This window comes from Nocardia sp. NPDC004573 (assembly GCF_053602135.1).
In genome coordinates this window covers 17,919-31,200 of the sequence record NZ_JBSGDA010000022.1, presented here as the reverse complement: position 1 = coordinate 31,200, position 13,282 = coordinate 17,919, and the positions used below count along the sequence as shown (strand labels likewise).

The following is a 13,282-nucleotide window of genomic DNA, read 5'->3' as shown; positions in this document are numbered from 1 at the left end:
CTTAACGGGCTGACGTGCGCAGACTGCCGGGCGCCACCGGGAACGGCGGCGCCTCGGGCGGATCACACGTCGAGGAAGCGGACGTCCTTGGCGTTGCGGGTGATGAAGCTGCGGCGGGCCTCCACGTCCTCACCCATCAGCACGCTGAACAGCTCGTCGGCCGCGGCCGCGTCGTCCAGCGTCACTTGACGAAGCACCCGGACACTGGGATCCATCGTGGTCTCCCAGAGCTCCTTGGGATTCATCTCGCCCAGACCTTTGTAGCGCTGGATGCCGTCGTCCTTGTTGATCTTCTTGCCCGCGGCAAGGCCACGCTCGAGCAGGCCGTCGCGCTCTCGATCGGAGTAGGCGAACTCCGGCTCACTGCGCTGCCACTTCAGCTTGTACAGCGGCGGCTGCGCCAGGTAGACGTGCCCGTGCTCGACCAGCGGGCGCATGAACCGGAACAGCAAGGTCAGCAGCAGCGTGGAGATGTGCTGGCCGTCGACGTCGGCGTCGGCCATCAGCACGATCTTGTGATAGCGCAGCTTGCTGATGTCGAACTCGTCGTGGATACCGGTGCCGAACGCGGTGATGATCGACTGGACCTCGTTGTTCTTGAGGACCCTGTCGATGCGCGCCTTCTCGACGTTGATGATCTTGCCGCGCAGCGGGAGGATCGCCTGGTACATCGAGTCCCGCCCGGACTTGGCGGAGCCGCCGGCGGAGTCACCCTCCACGATGTAGATCTCGGACTTGCTCGGATCCTTGGACCGGCAATCGGCCAGCTTGCCCGGCAGGCCGCCCAGGTCGGTGGCGGACTTGCGCCGTACCAGCTCGCGCGCCTTGCGCGCGGCGACACGGGCCTGCGCCGAGGAGACCGCCTTGTTGACGATGGTCTTCGCGTCGGCCGGGTTGGCCTCGAACCAGTGGGTGAGGTGCTCGTTGCAGGTGCGCTGCACGAACGACTTCACCTCGGTGTTGCCGAGCTTGGTCTTGGTCTGGCCCTCGAACTGCGGCTCGCCGACCTTGACGCTCACGATGGCGGCCAGGCCCTCCCGGATGTCGTCACCGGTGAGGTTGCCGTCCTTCTCCTTGATGAGCTTCTTGTCCTTCGCGTACTTGTTGACCACCGTGGTCAGCGCCGCGCGGAAGCCCTCTTCGTGCGTGCCACCCTCATGGGTGTTGATGGTGTTGGCGAAGGTGTGCACCGACTCCGAGTAGCCGGAGTTCCACTGCATCGCGACCTCGAGTTCGTGGCCGGTGCCCTTGCCGGTGAACGCGACGACCGAGTTGTGGATCGGTTGCTTGGTCCGGTTGATGTGGCGGACGAAATCCTCCAGGCCACCGGGGTAGTGGTAGGTCCGCGACTTCACCTTGTGCTCGGCAGGCGCGGCGCCTTCTTCGGCGTGCTTGGGCGCCTCGGCCGTCTCGCTGACCACCTCGTCGGTGATCTCGGTGTCGCTGACGCGCTCGTCGTTGAGGACGATGGTCAGGCCCTTGTTCAGGAACGCCATCTCCTGCAACCGGCGCGCGACGGTCTCGAAGTTGAAGGTGGTGGTCTCGAAGATGTCCGGATCCGGCCAGAACCGGATGGTGGTGCCGGTCCGCTTCGTCGGGTCGCCCTGGATGAGCTTGCCGGGCTTCGCGTCCTTGTACTCCTGGGTCCAGTGATAGCCGCCGGTGTCGATCTCGGCTTGCAGCCGCGTCGACAGCGCGTTGACCACGGAGATGCCGACGCCGTGCAGACCACCGGACACCGCATAGGACTCGGAGTCGAACTTGCCGCCCGCGTGCAGCTGGGTCATGACGACCTCGATGGTCGGGATGCCCTGCGCGTGCATCTCCACGGGGATGCCCCGGCCGTCGTCGATTACTTCGACGCCGCCGTCGGCCAGCAGGGTGACCTCGACCTTCGTCGCGTATCCGGCCATCGCCTCATCGACGGAGTTGTCGACGACCTCCCAGATCAGGTGGTGCAGACCGCGTTCACCGGTGGAGCCGATGTACATGCCCGGACGCTTGCGAACCGCCTCGAGTCCTTCGAGAACCGTGATGGAGGAGGCACCGTAGTCCTGCTTCCCGGTCGCTTTGGTCGAACCCGATGCGTTGGAGTCTTTGGCAGCCACTGGTCGGTAGCTCTCCTTACTTGCTGATCCCGGCATAGAGCGATCGGACAGCACACGTGAGGCCCTGGTTCACGTCTGGCTCGAGAATTAGGGTCCGGCCGTGGACTGCGTGGAACGCGCCGAAGGTATCGCCGCTAGTTACGTAACCATCCTACTGGTACACCCAACTTACAACCCACCTCCGACACCCCTCACAGCGCCGTGGATGCGAGAAATCGAATTCCGCCGACTCCGTTGCGCCTGACGGCGGTTTTGATCCAGCAGAAGTGGGCTCAGAGATGCGTTGCCCGATCGCACTCGCGCGCAGCGCCGTCGATCCGGGCGACGAAGGCGGCGGTATGACGCGCCAGCTCCGCTGGGTGTGAGATCGGCGACCAGTGTCGCGCCGGGATCTCCACCCGGGTCAGGCGCGGCACCCACCGATCCGCCTCGGCGTTCGCCGCGGGCCGCACGGCGCGATCCCGCGTGGCGACGATCAGCTGAACGGGTACCTCGATCGGACGGGGCCGCGGACGACGCAGATGGGAACGAATGTTCGCCCGGTAGAGCTTCAGGCTGTTCAGCATATCGGTGCGCAGTGTCGGCGCTGTCTCCACCAATGCGGGGTCGAGCCCGTCGAAGAAGGCGAGGAATCGCGGCCACCGGCCGGAAAGAATCCGCAGCACCGGGTCCGGCAACCCGGGGATCTGAAAGGCGACGGTATAGGCCGAAGCGACGGCCTGGGCCAGCGCGCCACGCAGCCGCGCGGGAGTGAGCGGCCCACGCAGATAGGCGCCGAGGTAGTCCAGGTTCGGACCGGACACCGAAGTGAAGGACGCGATCACCGATCCGGCGTCCTCGGCCGCGACCGCCTCCCATCCGATCACCGACCCCCAGTCGTGTCCGAGGACGTGCACCCGCTCGCCGGGCGAGACCGCGGCGATGACCGCACGCACGTCGGCCGCGAGCTCCTCGATCCGATAGGCCTCGACCGCGGCCGGCGCGGAACTACTGCCCGCGCCCTGGTTGTCGAAGGCGATCACACGATGGCGACCGCCGAGCAGAGCCGCCACCCGGCTCCACAGCAGATGGGTATCGGGCCACCCGTGGATCAGCAGTACCGGCACACCCTCGGGGTTGCCGCATTCGTAGACCGCGAGCTCGACGCCGTCTCGAAGAACCGTCCGGGTCGCGGTCACCGGAAACGGACCCACCGCCGTGGTGATCGTCATCGAGGTTCCTTCTGCCCGGACGGTTCCGATCCGACGTCGCAGGCTTCCGGTGCGGACGTCGAACCGGGGCGTTCCACGTGAAACGCCGCTTCTGAATAAACGTAACATCAAGTATCAGATATTGCTCGGTCTGGTCATCCGTACGTATCGCGCGGTCCACGACCTTTGATATGGCGCTCGCCCTTGCGCCAACTCGGTGCGGCAGGTCCGGAGATCTTCAGCGAGGTCACCACACCCTGACCGACCGCGGCGTTGATCTTTGCGAGGATCTGGCCTTGCAGCATCCGCAACTGGGTTGCCCAGGCGGTCGATTCCGCCGAGATGCTCAGCACGCCGTCCTTCAAGGTGACCGGCGTGGCATGCGCGGCGATGTCCTCGCCGACCACCCCCGCCCAACGGCCGAAGACCATGCCCTCGGCCACCTTGGCCGACCACCCTCGATTCTTGGCGAGGGAGCCGGCCAACTTCGACAACAGCTGTGGATCGCGATCGTCCGGACCCGCGCCCGACCATCCGGTGCGCCTGCGCGCTCCGGTCCGCAGCCTGCGCTGTGGCGAGGAACGCCCCTGACCGACGGACTTGCCACTCGCCCGTGCCGCGGCGCGCGCTTCCTCCAAGGCTCGCCGGGCCAGATCGATCCCGCGCAATTCGGGTTCCGGTCCTGCGGATTCGGGCTCCGTGGGCCGATCACTCATCGCCCTTCTCCCTCCGCGTCCCGTGGTCTGTCCCCAGTTTCGATCAAGTTGTCCCCAGCCTCCGCCCACGGTTGCCAGCACCGGGAATCACGCACGCCGCATACCGAGCTGGCTGGTGGAACACCCTGTTTGCCGCCCAGAACGCCGGATTCGTCGGCCAGGTCAGCCGCTTGCTCAGCTGTTGCTGCGGCGATTTTCACGGGAGCGGTCACCCATGACCGAGCGAGTTTTCCACAGGTGTTGGCGAATCGGTGCCTGCTGTTGAGAACTCGATCGTCGTTCCCGACGACTGGTCACTGTAGTGGACCGGAACGGCTGATGGCGAGGCCGGGACTCCGGTGCATTCCACCCGTGGATGGCTAGGGCGTCCGTGACTCCGTCGACCCGGTGACCGGGTCACGTTCGCTCTCGGTCGCCGAGTGGGTGGCGTCGTCGTCTCGTCGTTCGCCGCCGAAACCTCCACTCTAGAACCGGTCTTCGGCGGCGATCCGGGAAACGCGGCCGCCGGGGCCGCCGGCGGTTTCCACTCGCAGCGGCACGGCGGCGAGTTCGGCGGGCACGTCCTCCGGCACGGCCGCGGTGATCAGCACTTGCTCCGCGTCCGCGGCGACGGCCGCCAGCGCGGCACGGCGGCGGCGATCGAGTTCGGCGAACACGTCATCGAGCAGCAGCACCGGTTCGGCGCCGGTGGTGCGCAGCAGTTCGAACGCCCCCAACCGCAAAGCCAATGCGAACGACCACGACTCGCCGTGGCTGGCGAAGCCCTTGGCGGGCGAATCTCCCAGCACGAGGTCCAGGTCGTCGCGGTGCGGACCCACCAGGCACACCCCGCGCTCGAGTTCCTTCGGTCGGGCGGAGGCGAGTTCGGCCAGCAAGAGCGCCTCCAGTTCCGCCGCGTCCTCCGGGAGCGGCGATCTGGCCGGATCCAGGAACTTCGGGGGTAGCGCGGAGCTGCGGTAGACGATCGACGCGGGCCGCGATTCCGGGGCGATCGACGCGTAGGACTGCGCCAGATACGGCCCGAGATCGTGCACCAGACGCAGCCGCTGCGCGAGCAGGACGGACGCATGTGCGGCGAGGTGCCCGTCCCACACGTCGAGGGTGCTCAGATCGGTCTTCGACCTGGCTTGCCGCCCGGCGGTTTTCAGCAGCGCCGAGCGCTGGCGCAGCACCCGGTCGTAGTCGCTGCGGACCGCGGCCAGCCTGGGGAGGCGAGTTGTGCACAACTCGTCCATGAAGCGGCGACGCTCCCCGGGATCGCCGCGCACCAACGCGAGGTCTTCCGGGGCGAACAACACCGTCTGCAGGATCCCCAGGATCTCCCGAGGGCGGCGGACCGGTGAGCGGTTGATCTGTGCGCGATTCGCGCTGCCCTGGTTCAACTCGACATCGATGCGCAACTCACGCCCGGTGTTGACCACCGTGGCGCCGATCCGGGCTCGCTCGGTCCCGGTCCGGATCAATGGGGCGTCCGTGGCGACCCGATGTGACCCGAGCGTGGCCAAGTAGCCGATCGCTTCCAGCAGATTTGTCTTGCCGTTGCCGTTCGATCCCAAGAAAACGGTTCGACCTGGGGATAATTCGACTTCCGCATGCTCCCACGAGCGGAAGTCGCGCAGCGACAGGGCACGGACGAACATCCGCTACCGTGCCCCTGCCTGGGCCGAAGCGGACATTCCTGCCGATCGATGCCCCACCACAGCGGCGAACAGGCGCTGCGCGGTCCGCCGCACCCCTGTGGAAGACCTGTGGATAAACCAGGGCCCTGGGCGCTGCGGTACCGGTTTCTCCGACGTCGCTGGGGAGTTTCCAGCAGCGTCACCGCTCGGCCGCACTGGATCACGCGGCGCGGATCCGTTCGACATCAGGTCATGCACAGGCGATCAGCCCGGAAGCCGGACCGGCATCAACAGATAGATGTACGGGCTCGACAGTGCGGCGAACGTCCCGGAGTCCAGCACTTCGGGCTCCTCCTCGGACGCAGGGAGCAGCACGGCGGGCCTGCTGGGCGTGGTGAAGCCGAAGGTGACCCGATCGGCGTGCAGGGCGGACAAGCCGTCGATGAGATATCCCGGGTTGAACGCGATGGTGAGCGATTCGCCCCGGAAATCGGCCTCCAGCCATTCCTCGGCGCGGCCCGCGTCGTCGCCGCCCGCGGACAGCAGCAGGCCGTCTGCGGAGAACTCCAGCCGCACCTGCGCGCCTCGCTCGGCGACCAACGCGACGCGCTTGATCGCGTCGGTCAGCGCGGCGACGGCGAGAGTGGCGATCGAGGTGTGCTCCTTGGGGAGCAATTGACGGAACTTGGGGAATTCCGCGTCGAGCAGGCGCGTGGTGGTCCGGCGGCCGGCGTTCACGATGCCGAGCAGGCCGTCCGACCCCCCACCGGAGCCGAGGGACAACTGGACGGGCGCGTCGGAGGGTCCGAGCGTCTTGGCGGCCTCGGACAGCGTCCTGGCCGGGATGAGCACCGATGTCTCGATATCGGCGCGCGCGGGCTGCCATTCGATGTGCCGGACGGCGAGGCGGAACCGGTCGGTCGCCGCGAGGACGACCTGGGATCCCTCGATCTCCACCCGGATACCGGTGAGCATGGGCAGCGTGTCGTCGCGGCCCGCGGCGACGGCGACCTGGCCGACGGCCTCCGCGAAGACATCCACACTCAATTCACCGGTCTGCTGCGGCACCTCGGGCAGCTGGGGATAGTCCTCGACCGGCATGGTCGGCAGGGAGAACTTCGCGCTGCCACAGGTGATCAGCACGCGGGTGCCGTCCACCGAGACGTCGACCGGCTTGTTCGACAGCGCCTTGGTGATATCGGCCAGCAGGCGACCGGAGACGAGCACCTGACCGGGCCCAGCGACCTCGGCCGCGACCCGAACCTGCGCGGAGACCTCGTAGTCGAAGCCGGAGACGGTCAGCCCGTCTTCGTCGGCGACCAGCAGCACGCCGCCTAGCACCGGTACCGGAGGCCGGGAGGGAAGACTGCGCGCCACCCAGGCGACGGACTCGGCGAAATCCTCACGGGCGACCCGAAACTTCATGCTTGCAAGCTCCATCGCCCGATCTGTCCTCTCCCGGTTCCGTGATCTGTTGTCGGCTCGTCAGTGTCGGTGCTCGAAAGGATCCTGCCGAATCGGCCGCCTTCGCAGTCTGGCACAGGCGACCGACATAGAACCGTACCCGCGGAGGGGACGTGCACCTAGCCCGACCCTCCGGCAGCACAGATGACCGCCCTCGGATGGAAGCACGGCCGGGGCCGGGGCGATGCGGGATGAACCGCGGACTGCTTGCGCCGATTCGCGATGGGGACCCGTGATCCCTCTGTCGTACTTGCTGCGAACGGGAGCGGCTGCAAAGGGGACGCTGCCGTGCCGACTTTCCACACACCCTGTTTTGAAGAGAGATCTCTAATGAGAAGAACTGAAGTAGTAGTAGGCGCTGTGGATTCTGTGGACTGCGGCCGAATCCGCTGTTCAGGGGGCGTGGTGCCGTGGGGATGGCCAGGGGGTGTCTCGAGGATGAACACCCGGCGTCTGTGGAGGCTCTCCGGTTGTCCCCGATTCATCCTCGAGCGCTCCTCGAGTTGTTCCACTGGATTCACCCGGTTGTCCACACATGTGCACGAAATCGTGGACAGCTCGAGGAATCCTCGAGGACTCCACAAGGACTCCTCGAGGATTCCACAACGCCTGATCCGGACACCGCGCTGGTCAACGGCTGTGCGCAACCATGCCTGGGGAAACTGTGTAATTCGCCCTGTGAGGGAACTCGCGCAGGCGCCTACCCCGACCTGTGCACGGATCGGTGGACAAACCGGGGGATTCCTCGAGGACTCCACAAGGATTCCTCGAGGAATCCACAGCCCACAAAAAAGCACCGCCCCAGGTCAGGGGCGGTGCTCAGCTGTGGATGCCGCTCAGCGCGAGCGTTGCTTGATCCGGGCTGTGAGTTCCTGCACCTGGTCGTAGACCCGGCGCCGCTCGGTCATCTCCTTGCGTACCTTCTTCTCCGCGTACATCACCGTGGTGTGGTCGCGGCCGAATGCCTGGCCGATCTTCGGCAGGGACAGGTCGGTCAGTTCGCGGCACAGATACATGGCGATCTGTCTGGCCTGAGCCAGCGGCCGCGCCTTGCCGGGACCGGTGAGCTCTTCCAACGTCGTGTTGAAGTACTCCGCGGTGACGGCCATGATCGTGGCCGCGTTGATCTCCAACGCCGCGGTGTCGGGCATCAGGTCGCGCAGCACCACCTCGGCCAGCGGAAGATCCAGCGGCTGGCCGTTCAGCGACGCGAACGCGGTCACCCGGATCAGCGCGCCCTCCAGTTCCCGGATGTTGCGCTCCACCCGGCTGGCGATCAGCTCCAGCACGTCGTGCGGCACGTCGAGCCGGTCCATCCGCGCTTTCTTGCGCAGGATCGCGATGCGCGTCTCCAGCTCCGGCGGCTGCACGTCGGTGATCAGGCCCCATTCGAATCGGGTGCGCAGCCGCTCTTCCAGCGTCGCCAGTTGCTTGGGCGGGCGATCCGAGGAGACGACGATCTGTTTGTTCGCGTTGTGCAGGGTGTTGAAGGTGTGGAAGAACTCCTCCTGGATGCCTTCCTTGCCCTCGATGAACTGGATGTCGTCGACCAGCAGGATGTCGGTCTCGCGGTAGCGGCGCTTGAACGCGACCTTGCGGTCGTCGCGCAGGCTGTTGATGAAGTCGTTGGTGAACTCTTCGGTCGACACGTACTTGACTCGCATGCCCGGGAAGAGCCGCTGTGCGTAATGACCCGCCGCGTGCAGCAGGTGTGTCTTGCCCAGGCCCGAAGCTCCCCAGACGAACAACGGGTTGTAGGCGCGAGCCGGCGCTTCGGCGATGGCGACCGCCGCGGCGTGCGCGAACCGGTTGGACGCGCCGATGACGAAGGTTTCGAAGGTGTACTTCGCGTTCAGGCTGGCCGAGGACGTCGCAGGCGCGGGGGATTCCTGGGACTTGGCGAAGTAGGTGGGCCAGGAGTTGCGGACGTTCACCACGGGCTCGTCGTCGTGATCACCGCGCGGATGGTCGCCGACCGGTTCCCGGACCGGATCGCGTGCCAGGCCCGTGTCGTCGTCGGCGGTCTCGCGCAGCGGAGCACGGAGCGGGCCGCGCGCACCGCCCGGCGACGACGGTTCCGGAGTGAACAGTGACTCCTGTCCCGGCGGGATGGCAGGCTCCCTGCGGGGCGGCAGGCCGGGTTCGCGACGGGGCGCGACGTCCGCCCCGGGCATCAGGGGCAGCTCGCCGGTCGCGGAATACTCGCCGCGTGGCGGATAGTCGGCGTACTCCGACTGGCGGTACTCCTCCGGCGGGGCGAAGTCCTGCCCGTATTCCGGGCCGGGGTAGTCGGAGCCGTCGTTGTACGGAGACGCTGCCGGGAATTCGGCCGGCTGTGCATAACGCGGCCCGGGGTAGGCGTCGCGGCCGGGAAATTCCGAGCCGGGGTAGGCGGCGGGAGCCCGGCCCTCTCGGCTCCGTTCGGGCCTGCTCGTCATCCGCGCGTGCCGGGGGGTATTGCTCTGCCGGTCGACGGTAGGGGTGGTCGGGGCGGCGATGCGGACGCCGAGTCCTTCCACTTGGGGACCGAGCCTGCGGCCGAGGGACCGGAGGATGGGTTCGCGCAGGTCGCGTTCGATGGCCTCCTGAGCCAGCGACGAAGGCACGGAGAGCAGGGCGAACCCCTGTGCGACCGTCAGCGGCTTGACCAGCTTCAGCCACGCCTGCTGTGCTCGGGTGACCGGAGGAATAGCGCCGTCCGGTGACCCGGTGGTGAGCTCGGTGACAACCTCGGGCCACACCCTGGCCAGCACATTCTGCTCGTCGTCCATGCAGTTTCCTCCCCGGAGTAGGTCGATAGGAGCAGACGGCCGGGGCACGCGTGGAGTGTGCTGCTCGGGGGTGGTCCCGGTATCCTCTGCGTACGTCCGTAACCGGTTCGGACGCTGTCCGGGTCCCCCATCTGGACAGCGGCGTGGCACCGTCGGCCCTACGAATATGCCACTCCAGGGGTCTTTCCACACAATTATCCACAGATGTGGAGAACCCTGGGGAACTATGGAACGCGCGCACGCGCGGGGAGGGCGAGGCTGCGACCTGCGGTTCTACAGCAATCGACTGGCTACGTACCTTAGCGGCCCGCGACGGGTGCCGACTAGGGGTGTGGACGAACTCACGGTCATTGCCAGAAGGCCTGACTCCAGGGAGCCGATTGTGCCTGGTCGCCGCGCCCGTGCGCACATAGGGGGCGAGTTTGACCCGTTCCTGGACGATCAGTACCCTCGTACAGTCACCCCTTGGTGCGGTGGCGGTCTTGTGCTGACCGCGTTTAGGTCGTGATCGACCGACTGTGCGCCAGGACCGACGCGCGCCGATGATGACCAGACCTGCGATTCATTCGCGCAATATACGTATCACCGACAAGCTTCGGGCACTACCTGGTGCCCGCCTACTCGAGGAGTGTTGACCGTGGCCAAGGGCAAGCGGACGTTCCAGCCGAACAACCGTCGTCGGGCGCGGGTTCACGGCTTCCGCCTCCGGATGCGCACCCGTGCGGGCCGCGCCATCGTCTCGGCGCGTCGCCGTAAGGGCCGCGCTTCCCTCACTGCCTGACCCTCGCTCTCGGACGCTCGGGTGTTGCCTGAGCCGTATCGGTTGCATCATCGTGCCGACTTCTCCCGGACGGTGCGCCGCGGCCAGCGAATCGGGAGGCGTGATCTGGTCGTGCATGCGCTCGCACACGGGTATGACGGAAGCGTGGGCGCGAATGGACGACCAGATCAGATCCCGGACGATGCGCTGGCCCGTGTAGGCGGACCGCGCTTCGGGTTGATCGTCAGCAAGGCGGTGGGCAACGCGGTGATTCGACATCGCGTCGCCCGCCGCCTGCGTCATATGTGCGCCCAGGTGGTCGACGAATTGCCGCCCGGGACCGATGTCGTGATTCGTGCGCTCCCGGGCGCCGCTACGGCGTCGTCGGAGGACTTGCTGCGCCAGCTGCGCACCGCGCTGCGCAAGCTCGGCATCGGCGCCGTACCGGGCGTGTCGACGGGCGGCACCGTATGAGTCTCTGGGCGACGATCGCCAGACTGCCCGCGAATGTGCTGATCTTCTCGATCGAGCTGTATCGGACCTATGTCTCCCCCACCCGCATGCCGGTGTGCCGATTCACCCCGACCTGCAGCGAGTACGCGGTCACCGCATTGCGCACCCGGGGCCTGTTCATCGGGCTCGTACTGACGGTCGTGCGCTTGGCCAAATGTGCGCCCTGGCACCCTGGTGGGTGGGACCCCGTCCCGGAGCGGAAGCGGAGCGGACTCCGCACCGAGCCGGCGGATGGGGCAGCGACCGAGGCGGCGACGCAGGAATCGAGCCTGCCCGCCGGACCGCGGTCGGAGCCGAAGGCTTGTAAAGGATCGCCGCACGCGGTGATCGGCGACACGAACGACGGGAGTGCATAGAGCCGTGCTCGACTTCATTTATTACCCGGTGTCCTGGATCCTCTGGTTCTGGCATCGGGTCTTCGGGTTCGCGTTCGGCGCGGACAACGGTCTCACCTGGGCGCTGGCCGTGGTGTTCCTGGTGTTCACCCTGCGCCTGGTGCTCTACAAGCCGTTCGTCAAACAGGTGCGCACCACCAAGCAGATGCAGGAACTGCAGCCGCAGATCAAAGAGCTGCAGAAGAAGTACAAGAACGACCGCCAGAAGATGGCGCTCGAGATGCAGAAGCTGCAGAAGGAGAACGGCTTCAACCCGCTGATGGGTTGCCTGCCGATCCTCGCTCAGGTGCCGGTGTTCCTGGGCCTGTTCCATGTGCTGCGGTCGTTCAACCGGACCGGTCACGGCTTCGGCCAGCTCGGCATGACGCCCGAGCAGAACGCGAACACCGCGAACTACGTCTTCAATGCAGCCGACGTCCAGTCCTTCCTCAGTGCTCGCATCTTCGGGGCGCCGATCTCCGCGTTCATCACGACGCCGGTCAACGAGTTGCAGGCGTTCGCCGATTACGGCGGTGTGCCGAGCAAGTTGAGCATCGCGCTCGTCGCCATCCCCCTGATGGTCATCGCCGGTCTGGCGACCCACTTCAACGCGCGCGCGTCGGTCGCGCGGCAGACGCCGGAAGCGGCGGCCAATCCTCAGGCCGCGATGATGAACAAACTCGCGCTGTGGGTGTTCCCGCTCGGCGTGCTCGTCGGTGGCCCCTTCCTGCCGATCGCCATCCTGCTGTACTGGGTCTCCAACAACATCTGGACCTACGGGCAGCAGCACCTTGTGTTCGGTCGCATGGCGAAAGAAGAGGAAGCCAAGAAGCAGGCGAAGCTGGAGCAGCGCGCGCAGAACGCGCCGAAGCCCGGCGCCAAACCGGTCAACGTGAAGAAGAAGCCCGCGCCCACCGCCGCTGCCGATACCGCCACGGACGAGGACACTCCGGTCGCGTCGTCGAACGGTACCGCGAAGCCGTCGAAGCAGTCCGCGGGCCAACGCCGCCCGGCCGGCCAGAAACGGCCCGGTAACCGCGGCAGGGCGAATCAGAAGCGCAGGCGCTGATACCCAATCGGTGGGCCGAGCCGCCCACCTCTCTTTATCGCTGAGCAACCCCTTGATCGCGAATACCGCCCGGCGGCGATTGCCCGGCGCGCGCGATGAGCAGATGAAGGAAATCAAATGACTGTTGAGACCGACGGAGGGGACGCCACCGTGGCGACGACGACGGCGAGCGCCGGAGCGGACACCGGCGATGTCGTGAACGATGCCGAGGAAGCGCTGATCGAAGAAGGCGAGATCGCGGGTGACTACCTCGAGCAGTTGCTCGACGTGCTGGACTTCGACGGCGACATCGATCTCGATGTGGAAGGCGACCGCGCCGTGGTGAGCATCGACGGTGGCCGCGATCTGACCAAGCTCGTGGGACGCAACGGCGAGGTGCTCGACGCGTTGCAGGAACTGACTCGTCTCGCTGTCCAGCAGGCGACCGGAGTGCGCAGTCGGCTGATGCTGGACGTGGCGGGCTGGCGGGCCAAGCGGCGGTCCGAGCTGAGTGAGCTCGGCGCGGCCGCGGCGCAGCGGGTGCTGGACTCCGGCGAGCCGGAATCGCTTGCTCCCATGACTCCGTTCGAGCGCAAGATCGTGCACGACGCGGTGGCGGCTGTCGATGGGGTCAGCAGCGAGAGCGAGGGCGTCGAGCCGAACCGGCACGTGGTGGTCGTTCCCGGCTGAGCCGCGGCATCTCCGAAGCCGGCGGCATG

11 protein-coding genes are annotated in these 13,282 nt (G+C 66.8%); 5 read left to right on the top strand and 6 right to left on the bottom strand.

Annotated features, from left to right (window positions below; translation table 11 throughout):
• Positions 1–62: 62 nt before the first annotated feature.
• The 6 genes from gyrB to dnaA all read right to left on the bottom strand — a co-directional run bounded on the left by gyrB (position 63) and on the right by dnaA (position 9,868).
• Positions 63–2,108: a DNA topoisomerase (ATP-hydrolyzing) subunit B gene (gene gyrB, locus ACWEKR_RS27455; protein ID WP_195091359.1), complete on the bottom strand. Its 2,046-nt coding sequence runs from the start codon at positions 2,106–2,108 to the stop codon at positions 63–65.
• A gap of 272 nt (positions 2,109–2,380) precedes the next feature.
• A complete protein-coding gene (locus ACWEKR_RS27450; protein ID WP_452356904.1) occupies positions 2,381–3,319 on the bottom strand; it encodes an alpha/beta fold hydrolase in 939 nt (312 codons plus the stop codon).
• Positions 3,320–3,453: 134 nt separating this feature from the next.
• Positions 3,454–4,014 carry a DUF721 family protein gene (locus ACWEKR_RS27445; RefSeq protein ID WP_159841144.1) on the bottom strand — a complete coding sequence of 187 codons (561 nt, stop codon included), beginning with the start codon at positions 4,012–4,014 and terminating at the stop codon, positions 3,454–3,456.
• 464 nt (positions 4,015–4,478) lie between these two features.
• The gene (gene recF, locus ACWEKR_RS27440) at positions 4,479–5,654 is read right to left on the bottom strand and encodes a DNA replication/repair protein RecF (protein ID WP_452356903.1); all 1,176 of its coding nucleotides are present in this window, start codon (positions 5,652–5,654) and stop codon (positions 4,479–4,481) included.
• A gap of 243 nt (positions 5,655–5,897) precedes the next feature.
• Positions 5,898–7,073 (bottom strand): DNA polymerase III subunit beta, encoded by a 1,176-nt coding sequence (gene dnaN, locus ACWEKR_RS27435; protein WP_452356902.1) that lies wholly within the window; start codon positions 7,071–7,073, stop codon positions 5,898–5,900.
• A gap of 860 nt (positions 7,074–7,933) precedes the next feature.
• Positions 7,934–9,868, bottom strand: coding sequence for a chromosomal replication initiator protein DnaA (gene dnaA / locus ACWEKR_RS27430; protein ID WP_452356901.1), 1,935 nt, complete (start codon positions 9,866–9,868; stop codon positions 7,934–7,936).
• 637 nt (positions 9,869–10,505) lie between these two features.
• Here dnaA and rpmH point away from each other — a divergent pair.
• From rpmH to ACWEKR_RS27405, 5 genes are all read left to right on the top strand, one after another.
• Positions 10,506–10,649 carry a 50S ribosomal protein L34 gene (gene rpmH / locus ACWEKR_RS27425; protein ID WP_006550910.1) on the top strand — a complete coding sequence of 48 codons (144 nt, stop codon included), beginning with the start codon at positions 10,506–10,508 and terminating at the stop codon, positions 10,647–10,649.
• A 21-nt stretch (positions 10,650–10,670) separates the two neighbouring features.
• Entirely contained in the window at positions 10,671–11,102 is a 432-nt protein-coding gene (rnpA, locus tag ACWEKR_RS27420) for a ribonuclease P protein component (RefSeq protein ID WP_452356900.1), read from the top strand.
• Positions 11,099–11,497 (top strand): membrane protein insertion efficiency factor YidD, encoded by a 399-nt coding sequence (gene yidD / locus ACWEKR_RS27415; protein ID WP_195091373.1) that lies wholly within the window; start codon positions 11,099–11,101, stop codon positions 11,495–11,497. The genes rnpA and yidD overlap by 4 nt, the downstream gene beginning before the upstream one ends.
• 4 nt (positions 11,498–11,501) lie before the next feature.
• On the top strand, positions 11,502–12,584 hold the full coding sequence (gene yidC, locus ACWEKR_RS27410; protein ID WP_281876505.1) for a membrane protein insertase YidC: 1,083 nt from the start codon (positions 11,502–11,504) through the stop codon (positions 12,582–12,584).
• A gap of 117 nt (positions 12,585–12,701) precedes the next feature.
• The gene (locus ACWEKR_RS27405; protein ID WP_228830596.1) at positions 12,702–13,253 is read left to right on the top strand and encodes a Jag family protein; all 552 of its coding nucleotides are present in this window, start codon (positions 12,702–12,704) and stop codon (positions 13,251–13,253) included.
• Positions 13,254–13,282: the final 29 nt, after the last annotated feature.